Raw genomic sequence first — 19,412 nt, 5'->3', positions numbered from 1 at the left:
AGTCAGTTCGACCCCACGTTTGCCAAGGAGCACGGGGCGCCCACCAAGCGAAGCGTGAATTTGAACACCTACGACGGTTCGGTTCATTCCAGGGCGGCTCATCATAAACGCATTCGCGAATATGAGATTGCCTTGGTTGTCAGCCTTCAACGGCCCTGTCGATGCATGTTTGGCTAGGAGGCAAAAATGGAACAGCTTCACAAGCTGCGGGGCATTTCCGACGAGGAGTCGCTGAAAACTGTCACCGACAAGCGCGCCGCCCAGCACCGGAAATCAGTACCGACCATCTTCGCGAGGCGCAGTGGGAAAGGTACGACCAACCTTTGATCCCCGGCTCGCCATGGCTGAAGTCTGCTTATGAGGAGTGCCAAAGGCACCTCGAATGTTGAAATGAAGGCGCAAAGCCGGCATGTGCAACTCAACGCTCCAGTTGGGGCTTGAATTCACCCTCTAACTAAACCTGCAAAAAATCGTATGGTGCGCGGGTTGCGATAGCCTGGAGGATAGCAGGCAAAATGGAGAGCCAATCCACGGACGGCAACTGGTGAGCTCGCCGAGGCCGAGGATTTCTTTGTTCACCTGAGCCTGGAGGCTGGTCATCCAGGACAGCTCAAGAAATTGGGGCAATTCCCAGGGCCTGGCGCGGCGTTTCCGATCCGCCGCACCGTCAGGCGAGAGCCCACTGCGGGTCTGCGGCGGCAAGTTTCTCAGCTTCCAACCGCCTCCAAAGGTCTCGCCACGATAGGTCCCGGACGAAACCGCTCATGCCTCCGCACGCTTCGGTCAGGGCAATGTTCCCCAGACGCTCGAGTATAGCTCCAATGCTTGTGGTACCAGCAGCCTTGAATAGATCGAACAGTTCCTCATTTCGTTCGATGACGCGATGTCCCCAGGCACCCGGCACATCATCCGTGGCAAGCGAATGCTGGAGGTCGGCGTCAATACCCGCCGCCTCGCTCGCGCGGGAGACAACATACCGTATCAGCGGGTAGTAGATTGGCTGGCGGCTGCCTCCGAGCACGCGCACACCGGGAAGGATGGCCAACACCAGAAACGCAAGAACCATGTTGGGGATGAGGCTGCGGTTCAACAACCCTCCGATGATTTCCGAAGCCGTGAAACGAACCACGGCTGCGCCACCGGCATGATGGACCAAATCCTCTCCCGACAGCCGAAGCGGCATCCGCTTTCCGTTTTCATAGAACCAGAAGAAGTCTGTCCCGCGCGCGAGCCAACCAGCCCAGGGCCCGGCAGCCAAATGATCGATTCCCTCCAGAATTCCCGATGCGACCTTTGGATTTCCCAGCAGACGCCTATGCAGCCAGGAAGTTTCGTCGGACAGGTGGTCGACGACCAGATCGGCGACATCCTCGTCATCGATCTGGAGAAAAGCACAATTGTTGCCGAACATTTTCGGCCAAAGAGCAATGTTTGCGGCCTTGATCGCACGTGCCGGTTTTTCGAACTGCGTCGGTGGAAGAAGATCACGGAGTTGTGCAAGCGCCTCGCTGGATGCCTCCGGCTCTACCGGTACAAGCTCGAACCGATAGGGCCCGAGTGCCGTGAGCAGGCCATAGCCGATCATCCGGCTTCGGCTGAGGCCAAAGATGTTGACCGCCTTTCCATCGACCGTTAGCCACCCCGGTCCCTTACGAGAACTTTCGACAAGGCTCACCGTCGAAACCGCATAGGAAACATAGGTCGAGCACCCATGCGCAGCGAGCCCAAGCAGACTGAAGGCATGTGTGTAACAGGCTTCCGGCTCAAGTATGAGGAGCAAGTGCGGGCCGGTCTGCAAGACGCGGCGATTTTCAAAATCCCGACAGATTTGAGCTACCGTTTCATCTGGCAGTCGATTGCGAATTGCCGCCTTGCGGATGACGTGGAGGAGCTTGTTGAAAGCGACAACCCGGCAGTCCGGCAGCGCTTTCGAAACAGGCGGGTCGAAAAGACGACAGGCATAATCGCGAACCGGCCGGGAGAAAAAAGGTTGCATCCACGGATATAGCACGGCCAGCGCCCGAAGGACCGCCTGTTTCCCCTCAGCGTTGTTTGCCAGACGGTCCACCTCTCAACTTGTCCCTCATCGATGTTCCGCACTCACCAATGGATATGCCGTGCCCCGTCGTTTTCTGCGTTCAATATCGTAACGGGATTTGCAATTCCTTGCGCCAAACCGCTTCGCCAGAAGCTAGAGCCGGCATTGGCGGCGGAAATCGGTTGGCGTGGTTCCGAACGCCCGCTTGAAAGCTGTCGTAAAGTGGCTGGAACTGCCGAAGCCGCACTCCATCGCGATTTCGGTCAATGACCGTCCGCTGCTGCGAAGCAGATCGCAAGATTTCTCCAGCCGGCGTTTCGCCCTGAATGCGTACGGCGTTATGCCGGTCGACTGCTTGAATGCCCGCCAGAGGTGGAAACGGCTAAGCCCTATCTCTCTTGCAAGATCGGGCAACGCCCACGCTTTGTCCAAGGTTTCCAGAACCTCCAGCACCTGCTTCAGGTCGAATGGCGACAAACCGCCCTTTGCCAGTTCGTGGGGCGCGCCATTCGCCCTGACCATCCGCCCGAGCAGTTGTATAGCCTGGGACTCCACCATGGCCAGGCCGAGAGGATCGGGCTGCCTGAGCTCGATGGCGATCCGCTGCAGCGCCAGCTCCACGATGCTGTCTCGAAACCCTATCGCGGGCGGCAGGTCTGCCAGACAATGGCGCACCGTTTCGCCAAACGTCTCCTCGGCGAACTGTCGTTCGACCGATACGAGAAGGTAGGACGCGGTCGCGTCGCCCTCGTCCCACCCGCTCCATCTCGTGCCGGCAGGAAGGCAGATCAACGAGCCGGCGCGCCGCGGCGAGAAGGAAATGCGGCGCCCGTCGATGAAATCCTCACCACGGAACGCTGCCCCCCTGAGGTTCAGGATGAATACATGGGCGGAGCAGGCGAGGTCTGTTTCCTGCCTCTCCAGGCCGGTTCGTTTGATCAAGTCCGCGCGCACGCGTCCCCAGCTCTGATACTGATGGACCAGGGTCTGGCACCGACACCGCCGGATGGTGCACGGATCACCGCAAAACACTTCTCCCACAGGAAAATACTCCCGCTTAAGTGGCAGCGTATTCCTGCGTCTCTACGAACCCTGAGTTATGACTTCATCCAGAAATAATTCATGGTTGGTGAAAGATGTGACTTTTATGAAAAAAAATCATTCCACTGAAAGCGATCAATCCCGCGCCAGCCTATTGGCGACTTCGACCTATACTCGACCCAGGTGAAACACTGCTTCGTTGATCATGAAGTTTCCCTCCGTCCTGTTGCGGCATCTCACCGAACGAGCGACTGTGGGAGGCATCTTGCATGCGAGGCCTCAAGGACTTCCTGGCCGAGTGCGATCTTGGGCCAAGAATCAACGAACTCAGCGGCTTCTTTGCAGCAACCGCCGCTGGCACGAGCGGCATGCCGGTGCGCAGGCCAATCGCTGATACACGCCTTCTCCCAAGCGAGGATCTCCTGCTCGCCATGGTGAAACTGCATGCCGCACGGCAAGGTTTCTTCGACCAGCACTATCACGGCAGCATCCCCTACAGGCTGGAGGAGGAGTGCCGTATGGCCTATGCAGTCCTCAATTGCGCGCGGCAGCGGGAGACTCCTTTTTTACTTTACAGCCTTGGAACGGCGGAAGGGACGATGGCGAGAACGCTGTCGGAGATGGCGAACGGCCAGATCCGGACGCTGTCATGCAGCCCCAACCCGGAAAATTATCGATGCTTCCTGGGTTATGGAGAGCCCCCGCACGCGGAGTTCTTCGTTGCACCTTTTCACAAGCTGACCAAGGACGTCATCAGTTCGGATAGCCGACTTGCGAGGTTCGCCGGCGGCTTCGATCTCATCCTGGAGGACACCACCTTCCAGATGTACTCCCCGAGCCGGGCGAAGCAGATCGAGTATGTCGCCCAGCACCTCAAGGCGGACGGCATATTCGTCTTTGTCGAGAAGTTCCGGGCGCGTGACGCGCAAGACTACCAACGCCGCGAGGAGCAAAAGGATTTCGGCTTCAAGGCGCGCTACTTTCCGAGAGACGACATCGAAAAAAAGAAAACTGCCGTCCTCGGCACCATGCACGACAATGAGGTAACGCTGTCGGAGATGTGTGACGCGATACATGCGCAATTCAGGCATTGCGTGATGACGTGGAACAGCGGCAACTTCTACAGCCTCGCGGCGAGCAACGCCCGGGAAAACCTGGACCTCTATCTGTCCCGGATGGCGCCTGCCGCGATCCCGCACGAATATGTCTACGACACCGGTCTGCCCCGCGAGCTCGATGAATGCCCCACGGAGCAGAACTGATAGGGCAGGCACGTTCGTGTCGGTGGAACCGGTTGAAGCCCGGCCTACCGAACCATCGCCGTCAGGCACCCTGCCCTTAACCTGGGTTTGAGTGGTGACGGACGCTCAAACATCAGCCTGCTCAACTTTCGCAAGGGCATGAGCGGTGAGAAACACCAAGAACGCGCTCCGCCGGCTGGACTATGTTTTCACGGCCGTTGACCAGGGCAGCTTCAGACAGGCCGCAAGGGTGCTGCATGTGAGGGAATCCAGCGTGAGCCGCAACGTCGTCGCACTCGAGCAATTTCTCGACATGCAGCTGTTCGAACGGAGCGCGCATGGCGTCCGTCCCACCGGAGCCGGCCGAGCCTGGATCGACGTCGCCAGAACACATTATGAGGGATTGCATCAAGCCCTGGCCGAAGGTGCGGGTGAGCCGCGCCGCCGCAACGCGCTCAGCATCGGCATATCCGGGCTGGTCGGACGCGCCTTCCTGACGCGCCTGATCCATCGTTTCCGCGACCTGTATCCGGAGGTTGGTCTCGTCATCGAGGATATTTCGCATGGACAGTGCCTGGCGGCGATACGGCGACGGCGTCTCGACGTCGTCTTCGTAAGAGGGGCCCAGGCCGACACGTCATGCTGCAGCGAAACGTTCGGTCACGAGCGCCTGTTCGTTCTCCTGCCGGTTCACCATCCCCTGGCGAACGAGGCCGCCATTACATGGGCAGATCTCGCGGACGAACGCTTGTTGATGCCCGCATGTCCGGAAACACCGTCTGCGCGTCCGCGGATGGCCGACCACATTACCGCCGAAGGCGCGGTCGTTCAGACATGCGGTAGCGCCAGCGAGATGACGGCGATCCTCAAGGTACAGCTTGGTCAGGGCGTGATCCTGGCGGGCGAATGCTTTGCCCGGTCAGTCGCCATCGATGCAACGACGTGGCTGCCACTCTGGGGCGAGAACAGTGTCTGTCCGATCAAAGCCCTGTGGCTGGGATCGAACCCGAAGAGGGCGCTGCTGCGACTGCTCGGGATTGCTAGAAATGTCGCAGGCCCGGTCTCGGACGAGCGTGGTTCCTCGCGGCACCAGAGTGGATAGCCAACCAGCCATCACCTGGTGGCATGAGGGTGTTCGTCATCCCCGTTTCAAGCCACCGATGAACGCTTCGCCTTGGAGAAACCTCGATCTGTCGCAATGAACTTTTCCAACATCGGCGCGATGAGACGGGCCGGCTCGGCCGGCGGACGGCCAGATTCCTGGCCGAGCAGGCTGGCATAGGCTGCGAGATCCCGGTGCAGTGCCGCCGGCAGCTCGATGGTGACCCTGACGGGCCTGTCGTCGGCAATCAGTCCAAGTTTCAGCTTTGTCATGGTCACTCCGTGTAGGGTTCGAGGACAAGATCGCGGGTCACGACGACGCGAACGGGGAAGCCAGGGCGAATGGTGAGCGTCGGTGGAACCTGCAATTGGCTGCGCACGATCTGCTGTCCAGCGTCGTTGATGGTCTCTTGCATGCCACGCCGGATGGCCGCGACCAGACGGCCGTCCTCGCTGACAGCCAGTTCGGTGCCGACCGCGAGCAAGGTTGAGAGCCCGGCGGCCTTGGCAAGGTCCCACCAATGATGGTCAACGCCATCCTGGAGACCGGCATAGCCCTGTGCGTCGGCGCCAGGCTGACGCTCGAGCACGACCGATCGGCCGTTCGGGAATATCAGGCGATTCCAGACCAAAAGGATCCTGCGTTGCCCGAACTGTGTGCCGTTGTCGTATTGGCCGACCATGCGTGCGCCCTGCGGAACGAGCAGGGACCGACCCGTCAAGCTGTCGTAGACGTTCTCTGTCACCTGCGCCGTGATCTGGCCGGGAAGGTCGGAGCGAATACCGGTTATGAGCGCAGCCGGGATGACCGCGCCTGCCTGAAGCACGAAAGGCGACGCTGGTTGCGTGACGCGATCCGCCGACGTGGTGCGTCGGTCGACGGGCGCGTCGAGGAAGGCCAGTTGCCTGTCCTGGATTGTCTGTTGACCCCGCAGACCGGCCGGATCGGGACCGCCGAGGCTCGGTGGAAGCGCGCCCGCCGGCCCCGCAGTCGCAACGCCAGGAGATGCCTGGAAGAAGATGCGGCTGGTGCGGGCTGCTTCCTCGTCCTGGCGGCGGCGTTGTTCCGCCTCGTCCACCGCCGGCGCCGTGATGACTGGCGGCGTCGCCGGCTGCCCCTTGTTCTGCGCCTCGAGGATCGGCCGGCCGAGGTCGCCGGGCAGCGGCGGGCCAAGCACCGGACCGGTGTAATCCCGCGGCAGGCCGGCCAGACCATCGGCGGGCTGTCTGTTGGTGGTCGAATAAAGCTCCTCGCCGGCATCTCCCGACATCGGCGTCCGCAGCGCGTAGATCAATGCACCGCCAAGGCCGAGCGAGGCGACGAGAGCAACGCTGGCGAGCGCCTTGCGCGACAGGCGGGTGACGCGCGGCGGCTCGGCTCGGAGCCGCATCGCCGAAGCAGCGCCGGCTTCTTTCTTCTCACTCATGACGGCCTCCCATCGGTGCGCCCGATCCTGACGGTCTGCTGTGTCCTGCCGCTGCCAAGGCGCAGTTCGGCAGCGCCGAAGAGCCGGTCGACGATCAGCAGGTTGCGGTGAATCCGGCAGTTGGCGATCTGCGCTTCCCCCTCGGGGCCGATCACGAAGATCGGCGGCATCTCGCCCTGCACGATGCCACGTGGAAACTCGACATAGACGCGCCGGCCATCGTCATAGACCGCTACCGGCTTCCATGGCGGGTTGTCGCCGCTCAGCCCATAGCGATAGTTGCGAGCCGCCATAGCCTGGATGAGGGGCGTCGCAGCGGTACTGTCCTTGCTCCCCGGAACTCTCGGATAGGCCCAGGACACGGCCGGCATGTAAGATTTCTGGCCCGAGCGCAGTTCAAGCATGTAGGTCCGCCGATCCGTGGTGATGATCAGGTTGGTCGTGATATCGGGACGCGAGGGCTTCACCAGCACATGGACACGGCGGGTCATTCCGGAACCCGATTCCGTGTCGCCGATGATCCATCTGGCGGTGTCGCCCGCCGCGATCGGCCCCGCACCGGCCAGGCTTTCGCCCAGCTCGAGGGCGATGTCGGTGATCTGCCCTGGCGCGGCGTAAACCTGGTAGAGTGCACCTTCCGACCACGGATAGACTTGGATTGCATTGTAATAACCCTGGCGGCGGGGTTCGACGCGGGCTGCCGCATTGGCGTTTTCGACCCGTGCCGCGGGCGCGCCTGCCGCTGCACCACCCCGGGCGGGAGACCAGGCCGGGGGAACATGCAGGGGCTTCGGTCGATCATCGCTGACGGACGTGGCAAGAACCGGCAAGGGCGGAACGTCGCGGTCATACAGGATCTGCGGCGGCTTCTGGGGCGTGGCACAGCCAACAAGCATTGCTGCCGAAACCAGCAGGAACAGCAGGGCAGATCTCGAAAGAGCCGAGGCGAGGACGGGATGGCGTTGAGCATTTCGATCCTTGCGGACCAGCAACCGGTTCATTGGCTCATCTCCCGCGACCACGAGATTGCGTTGACGTAGATGCCAAGCGGATTGGCCCGAAGCTGGTCTGCGTCGCGCGGCGGCTCGACAACGATGGTCAGGATCGCCGTCCACCGCTCGGTCGTGGAGAGCTGGCCGTTTTCGTATTGCCTTTCGGTCCAGGCGACGCGGAAGCTGTCCGGCGACGCGCGAATGACCGATGAGACTTCGACGGAAATCTGCCGCTTGCCGAGCTTTGCGAACGGATCGTTGGCGCGGGCGTAGTCGTTGAGCGCGGCCGCACCCCGATCGCTCGTCCACTCATAGGCGCGAAGCCAGTTCTGGCGCACGATGACGGGATCGGCCGGGATCGCGCGAACCTGCTCGACGAAGCGAGCCAGATGCCACGCGACCTGCGGATCGGTTGGCCGGTAGCTCCCAGTCGCCGGCGCGATCGCCTGAGCCTGGCCGAGGACGTCCACCTGGACCACCCAGGGCACCACGGTTCCGCGCGCCGACTGCCACACGAAGGCGGCGGCAAGGCCGGTGGAGAGGATCAGCGACCCGAATGCCATGTAGCGCCAGTTGCTGGCCTGGACGCGGGCCGAGCCGATGCGCTCATCCCAGACCTGCGCGGCGCGCTGGTAGGGCGTTTCCGGCTGAGGGGTCTTTCCATAGTGGGTGGCGGGTCGCTTGAACGGGTTCACGAGTTGTCCCTTTCGGAAAGGTTGACGGATGTACCGGGGCCGTGGCTGTCGCCGGATCGGACCGCATGCACTGCGGCGTCGACGCCGTGGCCGATGTGTCTGCCGCGTCTCATGCGCTGCGCCCAGGCCGGCGGCCCTTCGTCGGTTGCAATCGAGGAGGTATGGGATGAAGGCTCCGACGCGCCGCCGGTACCGGTGCCCGCCTTGCTGACGAACGCGCCGCCAGTGGCACTCACCGCGTTCCGGCTACCTTGTTCGAAACCATCCTTGATGCCGTCAGCGGCGGAAACCAGCGTCCGCCGAAGGGGTGAAAGAGCCGCGTTCGCCGCCGCGACGGCGACACCGCCAACCCCTCCGGTGACGCTGCTCTTGCCGCTCCCGTCCATCGCGCCCAGTTGGTAGGCCCCCGACATTGCTCCCGCTGCCGTCGCTCCAGCGCGGACAGCAGCGGCACCACCCGATAGCGCCGCGGTCCCACCCCTGGCGGCGAGGAACGCTCCCCCGCCGGCGCCAAGAACCGCTCCACCGGCTGCCAGGCCGGTGCCGGCGGCGGCACCCGCGCCGAGTTGCGGGCCACCGCTGACCAGGCCGGATGCGATGCCGGGACCGAAAATGCCCAGCCCAAGCAGCGACAGCGCGGCCAGCACCACCGCCATGGCGTCGTCGACGGTCGGCGTTCGCCCGCCGAAACCTTGCGTGAACTGGCCAAACAGGGTCGAACCGATGCCAATGACGACGGCGAGCACCAGGACCTTGATGCCCGAGGAAATGACGTTGCCGAGGACGCGTTCGGCCATGAACGCGGTCTTGCCGAAAAGGCCGAAGGGGATCAGGACGAAACCCGCCAGCGTCGTCAGTTTGAATTCAATCAGTGTCACGAACAGTTGAATGCTGAGAATGAAGAAGGCGAGAATGACCAGCGCCCAGGCGAAGAGCAGGCAGGCGATCTGGATGAAATTCTCGAAGAACGCCACCCAGCCCATCAGGTCGGAGATGGACTCCAGCAACGGCCGCGCGGCGTCCAGCCCTGTCTGCGCCACCTTTCCCGGACGCATCAGATCCTGCACGGTGAAGCCCGTTCCGCTCGCCTTGAGGCCGAGGCCGGCGAAACTGTTGAAGACGATCCTTGCGAGATCGCTCCAGTTGGAGATCAGATAGGCGAAGACGCCGACGAACAGCGTCTTCCTGACCAGTCGCGCGACGATGTCCTCCTCCGCGCCCCAACTCCAAAACAGCGCGGCCAGGGTCACGTCGATGGCAATCAGCGTCGAGGCGATGAAACTGACCTCGCCACCAAGCAGGCCAAAGCCGGAATCGATGTAACGGGCGAAGACTGCAAGGAAATTGTCGATGACGCCGGTACCGCCCATGGATCAGTGCCCCGTACCTGTGGTCTGCGGCTTTGGGTCTGTCCTGCCGAGAAAGCGGTCGCGGGTTTCGGCCCAGACGCGCAGGCATCCGGCATCGTCCGACGCTTTCTGTCCAAGGCGCTGGCAGCGGCGCTGGCCTTCACGCAGGGCGTTGTGATCGGACTGGATGACTGGCCTGGACGCCAGCGGGACTGGCTCCATGTTACCGGCCAGCCCGAGCGCCACCGCCGTGACGACGATGGCGGCCACCACAATTGTGGCCGTTCGGGCAAGCATCCTGCGGTTCATAGAGCCGTCCTCACTTGCGGTTGAACATCTGCGCATTGCCGGGCTGGTAGCCGCTGCCTGGCGCGAGGAAACGACGGCGTTGCTCGCGTCCCTGCGTCACCGCCGCGGCGCGCTCCGCTTCGGTCAGCGCACCGGCGCGGCCGTTGGCAGCGAGCAGCGCAACGAGATCGGAAAGCTGTTGCGACTGAAGGGCGAGGAGCTGGTTACCGGCCTGGGCTGCCTGAAGCGCGCCTGTAGCGCCCTGGCTCTGACCGACGAGCTCGGACATTTGAGTGCGGTTGGCGTCGATGTTGCCAACGACACTGGCCTGCACGCGCATCGCGTCCTGTAAGCCGCCGACCGTATTGCGCCAGCGCGATCGTGCATCGGCGACGAGACGCTGGTCCGTCGCCGACATTGATGCTTCGCCATATTGCTGCCGGAAGGCTTGATCGATCTGCTGCACGTCGAAGGCGATGTTGTGTGCTTGCTGCAGCAGTTGCTGCGTCCGCTGCGTCGCTTTCTGAAGCTGCTGCAGTGCTGAGAAAGGCAGGCTCGCGAGATTGCGCGCCTGGTTCATCAGCATCTGAGCCTCGTTCTGAAGCGAGGTGATCTGGTGACTGATCTGTTCCAGGGAACGCGCGGCCGTGAGCACGTTCTGGGCGTAGTTGCTGGGATCGAAAACAAGCCGCCAAGCATGCGCCTGTGGGGCCAGGACAGGCGAAAGCGCAAGTGGCGCGGTGAGCACCGCCACGGCCAGCAGTTGGGCGCGCGCGTTGAAACGGGTCATGGGCGGACCTCCTTTTGGTTTTCAGGGATGGGGGCGTGGAATTTGGGAAGAAGATCGGCCGCCCAGTTCACACCGCGGGCCCTGAACCAGGCGTCGAGGAAGCCTTCGCGGCCGTTCTCTTCGAGAACACGGGCAATGAGCGCCTGATCGGACTTGGCGGATGCGGCGCAAAGCGCGAGACCGACTTCCGACAGCCCCAGCTCGAACAGACGATTTCCCTGGCGGCTTTGGCAGTAGTAATCCCGTTTCGGTGTCGCCCGGGCGAGGATCTCGATCTGCCGGTCGTTCAGGCCAAAACGCCTGTAGATTGCCGTGATCTGTGGCTCTATCGCTCGCTCATTCGGCAAGAGGAGCCGCGTAGGACAGCTCTCGATAATGGCCGGCGCAATGACGGACCTGTCGATGTCGCTGAGAGACTGGGTGGCGAAAACAACCGATGCATTCTTCTTGCGCAGCGTCTTCAGCCAGGCGCGAAGCTGATCGGAGAACCCCTCGTCATCCAGCGCAAGCCAGCCCTCATCGATGATGAGCAACGTCGGCCGGCCATCGAGCCGGACGCCGATGCGGTGGAAGAGGTAGGCGAGCACCGCCGGTGCCGCTCCGGTTCCGACCAGACCTTCGATCTCGAATGCCAGGACCTGCGAATTGCCAAGAAGCTCGGCCTCGGCGTCAAGCAAGCGGCCATACGCACCGCCGACGCAATAGGGGCGCAATGCCTGCTTCAGATCGTTGGACTGCAGCAGCACGCTGAAACCGGTAATGGTCCGCTCTTCGATGGGTGCGGAAGCAAGCGAGACCAGTGCCGTCCAGATGTGCTCCTTTGCCTGCGGGGTTACGGGGACACCTTCACGCATGAGGATCGCTGCGATCCAGTCGCCGGCCCAGGCGCGCTCATGGGGATCATGGACGTGCGCAAGCGGCTGCAGGGAGACCGATGCGTCCGACCCGTCGGTCAGGCCGCCGAGATCATGCCAGTCGCCGCCCATCGCAAGCACGGCCGCCCGGATCGAGCCGCCGAAATCGAAGGCGAAGACGCGCCCCTGCTCGTAACGGCGGAACTGAAGTGCCATCAAGGCAAGCAGCACGGACTTGCCCGCGCCGGTCGGGCCGACCACCAGCGTGTGGCCGACGTCTCCGACATGTAGGGAAAACCGGAACGGGGTCGAGCCTTCGGTCCTGCCGTAAAGCAGCGGCGGCGCGTCGAAGTGCTCGTCCCGTTCCGGCCCCGCCCACACGGCACTGAGGGGGATCATGTGGGCGAGATTCAAGGTGCTGACCGGAGGCTGACGGACATTGGCGTAGGCATGTCCCGGCAGGGAACCAAGCCACGCGTCGACCGCGTTGACGGTTTCGACCATCGCGGTGAAATCGCGCCCCTGGATCACCTTCTCGGCCAGCCGCAGCTTCTCGTCGGCACGGCGCGGATCGGCGTCCCAGACTGTGATCGTCGCGGTGACATAGGCCATGCCGGTGACGTCGGCGCCGAGTTCCTGCAGGGCGGTGTCGGCGTCGGCCGCCTTGTTGGCCGCATCGGTGTCCACGAGCACGGATTGCTCGCTGGTCATCACCTCCTTCAGGATCGCGGCGATCGATTTGCGCTTGGCGAACCATTGCCGCCTGATCTTGGTCAGCAGCCGGGCCGCGTCGGTCTTGTCGAGCAGGATGGCGCGGGTCGACCAGCGATAGGGAAAGGCCAGCCGGTTGAGATCGTCGAGCAGGCCGGGCGTCGTCGCTGTCGGGAAACCGACAATGGTCAGGATGCGAAGATGCTGGTCACCCAGGCGCGGCTCCAGCCCGCCGGTCAGGGGCTGATCGGCCAGCAGCGCGTCGAGATAGACGGGTGTTTCCGGGACCCGGATGCGCTGGCGATGTGTCGAGACGCAGGAATGCAGGTAGCTCAGCGTTTCGCTGTCGTCCAGCCATGCGCATTCCGGCATCATGCCTTCAAGCAGCGCCAGCACGCGCGCTGTCCGATCGGCGAAGGCACGCACCACCTCGCGCGGATCGAGTTGAGACCGTTCGCGCCCCTCATAGAGCCAGATTTCGGCGCGCGCTGCCTCCTCGGCCGGCGGCAGGTAGAGGAAGGTGAGCAGGTATTGCGATTCAAAATGCGCGCCGGCTTCCTCGAAGCCGGCCTTGCGCTCGGCGTCGAGCATGGCAGATGCCGGATCGGGAAAAATGCTGTCGGGATAGATCGAGGCCTCGCGCCGCTGCGCCTCCACGAAGATGCTCCAGCCGGAGCCGAGCCGGCGAAAGGCGTTGTTGATGCGGCTGGCGGCAGCGACCAGTTCTGCCGCTACGACGGAATCGAGATCCGGGCCGCGAAACCTGGCGCTGCGCTGCAGGCTACCGTCCTTGTTGAGCACGATGCCTTCGCCAACGAGCGCCGCCCAGGGCAGATAGTCGGCGAGGCGGCTGGCGCTGCGGCGATATTCAGCGAGGTTCATCATCGGGACTGCCCTCACACCGCAAGGTGAGCGGGCATGCGCAGATGCCGGCGGCCCACCTCGACAAACAGCGGATCACGCTTCGCCGCCCAGACCGCCGCGAAATGCCCGATCGCCCCGATGACGAGCCCGAGCAGCCAGAGCCGGAGGCCAAGGCCGATCGCACCGGCGACGGTGCCGTTCACGATGGCGATGGAGCGCGGTGCGCCGCCGAGCAAGATGCGCTCGGTCAGCGCGCGATGGACCGGCACCGAAAACCCCGGTACCGCGTCGAGCTGTTCGAAAGCGGCCGCCATCAGATGAGCGCTCCGCCGCCGAAGGAAAAGAAGGACAGGAAGAAGCTCGACGCCGCGAAAGCGATGGACAGACCGAACACGATCTGGATGAGACGGCGGAAACCGCCGCTGGAATCGCCGAAGGCCAGGGTAAGACCGGTGACGATGATGATGATCACGGCGATGATCTTGGAGACCGGCCCTTCGACCGACTGCAGGATTTTTTGCAACGGCTGCTCCCACGGCATGGAGGAGCCCGCGGCGTGGGCGGCCGTCGCAAGCATGAGGGTATTGGCGGACATGGCGGCGATGGTCGTCACCGCGCGACTGGCACGCAGGAGTTTTCGAGTCATGCGGGGTCTCCTGGGTTCGATGTGAGTTGGACGATGCGGTAGTCGTCGTGCGGGCCGAGGCCATCGACACGTGCGAGTTCGATGAGCCGCCGCTGCGAGCCCCGACCCGACAGCACGGCAACGACATCGATGGTCTCGGCGATCAAAGCGCGCGGGACGGTGACGACTGCTTCCTGGATGAGTTGCTCGAGACGGCGCAGCGCGCCGATGACACTGCCGGCATGGATCGTTCCGATCCCGCCCGGATGGCCCGTGCCCCATGCCTTGAGCAGGTCGAGGGCTTCCGCGCCGCGAACCTCGCCGATCGGGATACGGTCGGGCCGCAGGCGCAGCGAAGAGCGGACCAGATCGGCAAGCGTGGCGACGCCGTCCTTGGTGCGCATGGCGACGAGATTGGCCGCGGCACATTGCAGCTCGCGTGTGTCCTCGATGAGGACGACGCGATCGGCGCCCGTCGCAACCTCGGCCAAAAGCGCGTTGGTCAAGGTCGTCTTGCCGGTCGAGGTGCCGCCGGCGACAAGAATGTTAGCGCGCGTCTGGACGGCCGACCGCAACGCTTCAGCCTGTGGACCGCTCATGATGCCGGCATCGACATAGTCACCAAGACTGAACACCGCGACGGCCGGCTTGCGGATCGCGAAGGCCGGAGCGGTGACGACCGGCGGTAACAGGCCTTCGAAGCGCTCGCCGGTTTCAGGCAGCTCCGCGGAGACGCGCGGGCGGCCGGCATGCACTTCGGCACCGACATGGTGGGCAACCAGGCGGACGATACGCTCGCCATCGGCGACAGACATCATCAGCCCCGTGTCGGCGAGCCCGGCGGAGAGCCGGTCCACCCAGATACGGCCATCCGGGTTCAGCATCACCTCGACTACGGCGGGCTCTTCCAGCAGGCGGGCAATGGCGGGACCGAGTGCCGTGCGCATCATGCGTGCGCCCCGCTGGATAGCTTCCTGCCTGTAGTGGATGGACGACATTGCGGCCTCGTTTTCGACGGGGCCTCAACAGGTCGTTCCCCGATTGGGGATGACTAAAAGAGCCGCAAGGCGGCCAGGTTCAACAAGTTTCGATTGTCGTAGTGTCGTGGCGTGCAAATACAAAGGAACGGCGCTGTCGCCTCGGGGACGGGACAAGCGTGGAGGTCTAACCTTGCCAGTCCGCCCCAGCCGGATGTTGAGCATCGGTTTCGGAGACAGCCACGTCTTCCGCTATTTCCTGTCGCAGGTTTGGTCCTTTCGCCAGACGCCTGCCGAGTGCGGTGATGAAGTTCTCGTATCGTTCAGCGGCCTTTGCGCGGGCGGCCTGGGCGGCAGGCTCCGGCAAGGCGGGCGTCGTGGCGAGCCAGAAACGGATGAACAGCGCCAGTGTCTCGATCGCGATGCCGACGTCGCGCTCAAGCCGCGTCATGCGCCGGTCGAGCTGATCGAGCCGCTTGCCGATCGCCGCCTCGCGTCGCTCGGCGTCATCCGGGGACAGGAACGAAGCGATGGCGGCTTCCGCCACCATCGACTGGGACAGGTTCCGGCGCGCGGCATAGTCCGCCAGCATCGTCATGACATCCGGGTCGACATAGACAGAGACCTTGGTCTTCTTGCCTCGGACAGCCATCTGCTCAAAGCTCCATGCCGTCTTCCGGATCGAGCGCCACCTGCCGCGCGACGCCTTGCATGAGCTTCGTCAGCTGACGGTTGGCCACCGCATCGTCGTCTGCGTCGTCGCCCGGGTCGAGCTCGAATTCGTTCGCGACCGGCTCCTTGTTTGCTACCGGCTTCACGCGATCGAGCTCGGGCTGATGACGGCGTTCCGCCCCGGTCGGATCATCGTCATCATGCTGTTGCGCCAGCGAGGCAGTGCCAGCCAACTGCGCGAGTGCCGGCAACCTGCTCCAGTTGTCGTCGAGCAATTCTTCGGTGCCAGGCAATTCCGGAGGCGGCAGGATACGCTCCGAAAAGCGGTTGTCTTCATAATAGCGCGCCTTCCGCGCCCGGATCGGCGCTGTGCCCGCAAGCATGACGATCTCGTCCGCAGGCGGAAGCTGCATCACCTCGCCCGGTGTCAGCAGCGCGCGCGCCGTTTCCTGCCGGGATACCATGAGGTGTCCCAGCCACGGTGAAAGGCGATGTCCCGCATAGTTCTTCATCGCACGCATCTCGGTTGCCGTGCCGAGAGCGTCGCTGACCCTTTTTGCCGTCCGCTCATCGTTTGTGGCGAAGCTGACGCGGACATGGCAGTTGTCGAGAATGGAGTTGTTCGGGCCATAAGCCTTCTCGATCTGGTTCAGGCTTTGAGCAATGAGGAAGCTCTTCAGGCCGTAGCCCGCCATGAAGGCGAGCGCGGTCTCGAAGAAGTCGAGGCGTCCCAGCGCAGGAAACTCATCGAGCATCAGGAGCAGCCGGTGACGGCCGGCGCGCGAATGCAGGTCCTCGGTCAGGCGGCGGCCGATCTGGTTGAGAAGCAGGCGGATGAGCGGCTTGGTTCGGTTGATGTCGCTCGGCGGCACAACGAGATAGAGCGTCGTCGGCCTCTCACAGCCCACGATGTCGTCGATGCGCCAGTCGCAGCGCCTTGTCACTTCCGCGACGACGGGATCCCGGTAGAGCCCCAGGAACGACATGGCGGTCGAAAGCACGCCGGAGCGCTCATTGTCGGACTTGTTGAGCAGTTCGCGCGCCGCACTGGCCACGACAGGATGCGGCCCGGCCTCACCAAGATGGGCGGTTTTCATCATCGCAAGGAGAGTGGATTCGATCGGCCGCTTCGGATCCGACAGAAAGCTGGCGACGCCGGCGAGCGTCTTGTTGTTTTCCGCATAGAGGACATGCAGGACCGCGCCGACCAGCAGACTGTGGCTGGTCTTCTCCCAATGATTGCGCTTGTCGAGACTGCCTTCGGGATCGACAAGGATGTCAGCGATGTTCTGGACGTCGCGCACCTCCCGCTCGCCACGGCGAACCTCGAGCAACGGATTGTAGGCGCAGGATTTCGGATTTGTCGGGTCAAACAGCAGCACGCGGCCGTGCTTCGCGCGAAACCCGGAGGTGAGCTGCCAGTTCTCGCCCTTGATGTCGTGGACGATGGCGGAACCCGACCAGGTCAGCAACGTCGGGATAACCAGGCCAACGCCCTTGCCGGATCGTGTCGGCGCAAAACACAGCACATGCTCTGGCCCATCGTGGCGGAGATAGTCTCGCTCCAAACAGCCGATTACGACACCGTCGGGCCCCAGCAGGCCCGCTGCCTTGATCTCGCTCTTGTCGGCCCAGCGCGCCGAACCATAGGTGGCGGCATGTTTTGCTTCCCGGGCCCGCCACACCGACATGCCGATCGCCGCGGCGATGGCGACGAACCCCCCTGAGGCGGAGAGCAGCCCGCCCTCGAGGAAGATGTCCGGCGCGTAGGCGTCATAGAAATACCACCACCAGAAGATGGACGGGGGATAATAGACCGGCCAGCCGGCGAGATCGAACCAGGCCGGGCCGAGTTGTGGCTGAAAGCCGAGTCGCCACGCCGTCCATTGCGTCGCGCCCCACGTCGTCACCAGCACGATGGCAAGCACGCACAGGATCTGCCCCCAGAGGATTTTCGTAGCGGACATCACGGTTCTCCTTGCTGATGAGGCCTAGAGGCCGAGCCCCCGCCTGCGACCAAAGCTCCAGTCGATGCCGCCGTCGATGCGGGCCACGCCGGATACATGGCGGCCGAGCTCTCTCTCAAGCGTCGGTGACCAGGGCACGAGCTGGAAGCCCAGACCATCGTCGATCATGGCGAAGCGGCCGGTCGCGAGGTCGAACCGCCGACGATAGATGCCGGCGACGAACTCACCGCTGCCGCCACGGTGGAAGGGCAACACTGTCTCGGCGGCGAGCTTGTCCCCAAGGGCAGCGAGTTCGCGATCGCGCAAGGTATCGAGCAGCCGGCGCGCGAACACGACACGCCCACCCTTGTCGCGATTGGCCAGACCTTCGCCGATGAGGTGATCGGCGCGTTGCTCGAGCGCCTTCCTGACGTCGGCACCGAAGCCACTGTCAGCGAGCGCCACGGGCTCGCGCGCGACAGTATGCCGATCGAGCCAGGTCGCGCCCGAAGCCCTCACCTGTGCCTTGATGTCGAGATCGGAACGGACGGCGATCGCCACGCGCCGGTCGCCGCGCGCGTCATCATAAGTGCGGAGTTCGACGATGGAGCCCGGCGCACTGTCTCCCGCAGCCGCCAGGTGGGACAGACGGACATGATGGGTGCGACCATCGACGCCGTCGACCACGGCATAGGCGGTGCCGGTCAGCTCATCATCGAGGCCGCGCTCGACCAGCCGCCCGATGACCGGGACAGCGAGCTTTTCCGCCGCCAGCACATAACGATCCGCCGCGCGTTCAATGCCGACTTCCGAGAGCGCGCGGTGCATGCGCCTTATGATATCGCCGCGCTCGCCGAGTTGGCGAAGCACCACCTTGGCTTCGGGCTCGATGCACCATTGCGCTTGACCGACCTGTCTGGCCGCGCCGAGAACTTCGAGAAAGCGGAGCCGGCCGATCTTCAGTGCGTGAAACTCGTCTGGCTGGCGGCCGGCGCGCGGGGCAAGATCGATGAAGCCTGTCGTGGCAGCCTCGCGCATGAGTTGCCGGTCGAGTTGCGTCCAGCGTTCCGCCTCGATCTGCCTTTCGAGGTTGCGGCGGATATCGAGGTCGGTCCGTGGCCCCAACTCCTGGGTGATGAGATCGCGAGCGCGATCCCGCATTCCCTCCTTGATGTAACTGCGCGCGATGACCAGGTCCTCCCCGTCGTCGCGGACGCCGCGCACGATCAGATGGATATGCGGGTGCCCGGTGTTCCAGTGATCGACGGCAATCCAGTCGAGGCGCGTCCCGAGATCCTTTTGCATGCGACCAACGAGATCGCCGGTGAAGGATCTAAGATCGGCCATCTCCCGGGCGTCCTCGGGCGAGACGATGAAGCGGAAATGATGACGGTCTTCCGCGCAGCGCCCGGCAAAGACGCGACCGTCCGCGGGCTGCGTTCCCGGTCCGAACAGCCGTCCCTTTTCACCCTCCCTGGTGACACCGTCGCGGCGCAGATAATCGAGATGTGTTCCGAGCTGTGCGCCGAACGCCGTATGACGAACCACACGCGCCTTGACGACGGCGCCGCGGCTGCGCGACGTGATCAGCCTGTTGGCCTGGATGCTTGCGCGCTGGCCAAGACCGAAGCGCGAGCGGGCACCGCGCACAACGTGACCGGATCGCGGAATGCCACCGCCCGCCTTCCTCGCCGCCACCAACGCCTGGGCGATGAAGGGCCGCCCATGCTGCGCGCGGGTTGAGCGGATGCGGCCCGGACGGATGCGGAATTCGCGCTCACCGGACATGGCGTGACCACGC

At 63.7% G+C, this 19,412-nt stretch carries 19 protein-coding genes; 3 read left to right on the top strand and 16 right to left on the bottom strand.

What is annotated here, in order from left to right:
* The first annotated feature begins 186 nt into the window (after positions 1 to 186).
* Positions 187 to 327, top strand: a complete 141-nt coding sequence (locus tag QFZ88_RS18040; protein WP_167523847.1) for a hypothetical protein — start codon at positions 187 to 189, stop codon at positions 325 to 327.
* Positions 328 to 667: 340 nt separating this feature from the next.
* On the opposite strand, the gene QFZ88_RS18035 is transcribed toward QFZ88_RS18040, so the two are convergent.
* Entirely contained in the window at positions 668 to 2,068 is a 1,401-nt protein-coding gene (locus tag QFZ88_RS18035) for a hypothetical protein (RefSeq protein WP_065997617.1), read from the bottom strand.
* A 123-nt stretch (positions 2,069 to 2,191) separates the two neighbouring features.
* Positions 2,192 to 2,980: a helix-turn-helix transcriptional regulator gene (locus tag QFZ88_RS18030; RefSeq protein ID WP_245317484.1), complete on the bottom strand. Its 789-nt coding sequence runs from the start codon at positions 2,978 to 2,980 to the stop codon at positions 2,192 to 2,194.
* 368 nt (positions 2,981 to 3,348) lie between these two features.
* Here QFZ88_RS18030 and QFZ88_RS18025 point away from each other — a divergent pair, with 368 nt between their 5' ends.
* A complete protein-coding gene (locus tag QFZ88_RS18025) occupies positions 3,349 to 4,341 on the top strand; it encodes a class I SAM-dependent methyltransferase (protein ID WP_065997621.1) in 993 nt (330 codons plus the stop codon).
* Between the two features lie 145 nt (positions 4,342 to 4,486).
* Positions 4,487 to 5,422 (top strand): LysR family transcriptional regulator, encoded by a 936-nt coding sequence (locus tag QFZ88_RS18020; RefSeq protein WP_065997623.1) that lies wholly within the window; start codon positions 4,487 to 4,489, stop codon positions 5,420 to 5,422.
* 47 nt (positions 5,423 to 5,469) lie between these two features.
* Here QFZ88_RS18020 and QFZ88_RS18015 read toward each other — a convergent pair whose 3' ends face one another.
* From QFZ88_RS18015 to QFZ88_RS17950, 14 genes are all read right to left on the bottom strand, one after another.
* Positions 5,470 to 5,694, bottom strand: a complete 225-nt coding sequence (locus QFZ88_RS18015) for a DUF2274 domain-containing protein (RefSeq protein ID WP_065997625.1) — start codon at positions 5,692 to 5,694, stop codon at positions 5,470 to 5,472.
* A 2-nt stretch (positions 5,695 to 5,696) separates the two neighbouring features.
* A complete protein-coding gene (locus QFZ88_RS18010) occupies positions 5,697 to 6,848 on the bottom strand; it encodes a TrbI/VirB10 family protein (RefSeq protein WP_065997627.1) in 1,152 nt (383 codons plus the stop codon).
* Complete coding sequence (gene trbG / locus QFZ88_RS18005) at positions 6,845 to 7,744, bottom strand: P-type conjugative transfer protein TrbG (protein ID WP_245317494.1); 900 nt, start codon at positions 7,742 to 7,744, stop codon at positions 6,845 to 6,847. The genes QFZ88_RS18010 and trbG overlap by 4 nt, the downstream gene beginning before the upstream one ends.
* A gap of 101 nt (positions 7,745 to 7,845) precedes the next feature.
* On the bottom strand, positions 7,846 to 8,535 hold the full coding sequence (gene trbF, locus QFZ88_RS18000) for a conjugal transfer protein TrbF (RefSeq protein WP_065997629.1): 690 nt from the start codon (positions 8,533 to 8,535) through the stop codon (positions 7,846 to 7,848).
* Positions 8,532 to 9,905 (bottom strand): P-type conjugative transfer protein TrbL, encoded by a 1,374-nt coding sequence (trbL, locus tag QFZ88_RS17995; RefSeq protein WP_065997636.1) that lies wholly within the window; start codon positions 9,903 to 9,905, stop codon positions 8,532 to 8,534. Before trbL ends, trbF begins: the two co-directional genes overlap by 4 nt.
* A gap of 3 nt (positions 9,906 to 9,908) precedes the next feature.
* Entirely contained in the window at positions 9,909 to 10,193 is a 285-nt protein-coding gene (trbK-alt, locus tag QFZ88_RS17990) for a putative entry exclusion protein TrbK-alt (RefSeq protein ID WP_065997638.1), read from the bottom strand.
* A gap of 10 nt (positions 10,194 to 10,203) precedes the next feature.
* Positions 10,204 to 10,962, bottom strand: a complete 759-nt coding sequence (trbJ, locus tag QFZ88_RS17985; protein WP_065997640.1) for a P-type conjugative transfer protein TrbJ — start codon at positions 10,960 to 10,962, stop codon at positions 10,204 to 10,206.
* Positions 10,959 to 13,412 (bottom strand): conjugal transfer protein TrbE, encoded by a 2,454-nt coding sequence (gene trbE / locus QFZ88_RS17980; protein WP_065997642.1) that lies wholly within the window; start codon positions 13,410 to 13,412, stop codon positions 10,959 to 10,961. The genes trbJ and trbE overlap by 4 nt, the downstream gene beginning before the upstream one ends.
* 11 nt (positions 13,413 to 13,423) lie before the next feature.
* Positions 13,424 to 13,705: a VirB3 family type IV secretion system protein gene (locus tag QFZ88_RS17975; protein WP_065997644.1), complete on the bottom strand. Its 282-nt coding sequence runs from the start codon at positions 13,703 to 13,705 to the stop codon at positions 13,424 to 13,426.
* Positions 13,705 to 13,986, bottom strand: a complete 282-nt coding sequence (locus QFZ88_RS17970; RefSeq protein ID WP_245317495.1) for a TrbC/VirB2 family protein — start codon at positions 13,984 to 13,986, stop codon at positions 13,705 to 13,707. The genes QFZ88_RS17975 and QFZ88_RS17970 overlap by 1 nt, the downstream gene beginning before the upstream one ends.
* A gap of 47 nt (positions 13,987 to 14,033) precedes the next feature.
* A complete protein-coding gene (gene trbB / locus QFZ88_RS17965) occupies positions 14,034 to 15,014 on the bottom strand; it encodes a P-type conjugative transfer ATPase TrbB (RefSeq protein WP_065997647.1) in 981 nt (326 codons plus the stop codon).
* 166 nt (positions 15,015 to 15,180) lie between these two features.
* Positions 15,181 to 15,645: a CopG family transcriptional regulator gene (locus QFZ88_RS17960; RefSeq protein ID WP_065997648.1), complete on the bottom strand. Its 465-nt coding sequence runs from the start codon at positions 15,643 to 15,645 to the stop codon at positions 15,181 to 15,183.
* Between the two features lie 4 nt (positions 15,646 to 15,649).
* Positions 15,650 to 17,632, bottom strand: coding sequence for a conjugal transfer protein TraG (locus tag QFZ88_RS17955; protein WP_065997649.1), 1,983 nt, complete (start codon positions 17,630 to 17,632; stop codon positions 15,650 to 15,652).
* Between the two features lie 24 nt (positions 17,633 to 17,656).
* Positions 17,657 to 19,399 carry a relaxase/mobilization nuclease domain-containing protein gene (locus QFZ88_RS17950; protein WP_065997650.1) on the bottom strand — a complete coding sequence of 581 codons (1,743 nt, stop codon included), beginning with the start codon at positions 19,397 to 19,399 and terminating at the stop codon, positions 17,657 to 17,659.
* Positions 19,400 to 19,412: the final 13 nt, after the last annotated feature.

The sequence above is a fragment of the Mesorhizobium sp. YL-MeA3-2017 genome, assembly GCF_030814575.1.
GTDB lineage: Bacteria > Pseudomonadota > Alphaproteobacteria > Rhizobiales > Rhizobiaceae > Mesorhizobium > Mesorhizobium terrae.
Note: the sequence above shows the minus strand (reverse complement) of the source record. Positions and strands in the feature narration are given on the sequence as shown.

What these genes read in the sequence shown, in the direction of transcription:
- QFZ88_RS18040 (WP_167523847.1), top strand. Translation starts at nt 187, where the DNA reads ATGGAACAGCTTCACAAGCTGCGGGGCATTTCCGACGAGGAGTCGCTG.
- QFZ88_RS18025 (WP_065997621.1), top strand. Translation starts at nt 3,349, where the DNA reads ATGCGAGGCCTCAAGGACTTCCTGGCCGAGTGCGATCTTGGGCCAAGA.
- QFZ88_RS18015 (WP_065997625.1), bottom strand. Translation starts at nt 5,694, where the DNA reads ATGACAAAGCTGAAACTTGGACTGATTGCCGACGACAGGCCCGTCAGG.
- QFZ88_RS18010 (WP_065997627.1), bottom strand. Translation starts at nt 6,848, where the DNA reads ATGAGTGAGAAGAAAGAAGCCGGCGCTGCTTCGGCGATGCGGCTCCGA.
- trbG (WP_245317494.1), bottom strand. Translation starts at nt 7,744, where the DNA reads ATGCTTGTTGGCTGTGCCACGCCCCAGAAGCCGCCGCAGATCCTGTAT.
- trbL (WP_065997636.1), bottom strand. Translation starts at nt 9,905, where the DNA reads ATGGGCGGTACCGGCGTCATCGACAATTTCCTTGCAGTCTTCGCCCGT.
- trbK-alt (WP_065997638.1), bottom strand. Translation starts at nt 10,193, where the DNA reads ATGAACCGCAGGATGCTTGCCCGAACGGCCACAATTGTGGTGGCCGCC.
- trbJ (WP_065997640.1), bottom strand. Translation starts at nt 10,962, where the DNA reads ATGACCCGTTTCAACGCGCGCGCCCAACTGCTGGCCGTGGCGGTGCTC.
- trbE (WP_065997642.1), bottom strand. Translation starts at nt 13,412, where the DNA reads ATGATGAACCTCGCTGAATATCGCCGCAGCGCCAGCCGCCTCGCCGAC.
- QFZ88_RS17975 (WP_065997644.1), bottom strand. Translation starts at nt 13,705, where the DNA reads ATGGCGGCCGCTTTCGAACAGCTCGACGCGGTACCGGGGTTTTCGGTG.
- QFZ88_RS17970 (WP_245317495.1), bottom strand. Translation starts at nt 13,986, where the DNA reads ATGTCCGCCAATACCCTCATGCTTGCGACGGCCGCCCACGCCGCGGGC.
- trbB (WP_065997647.1), bottom strand. Translation starts at nt 15,014, where the DNA reads ATGTCGTCCATCCACTACAGGCAGGAAGCTATCCAGCGGGGCGCACGC.
- QFZ88_RS17960 (WP_065997648.1), bottom strand. Translation starts at nt 15,645, where the DNA reads ATGGCTGTCCGAGGCAAGAAGACCAAGGTCTCTGTCTATGTCGACCCG.
- QFZ88_RS17955 (WP_065997649.1), bottom strand. Translation starts at nt 17,632, where the DNA reads ATGTCCGCTACGAAAATCCTCTGGGGGCAGATCCTGTGCGTGCTTGCC.
- QFZ88_RS17950 (WP_065997650.1), bottom strand. Translation starts at nt 19,399, where the DNA reads ATGTCCGGTGAGCGCGAATTCCGCATCCGTCCGGGCCGCATCCGCTCA.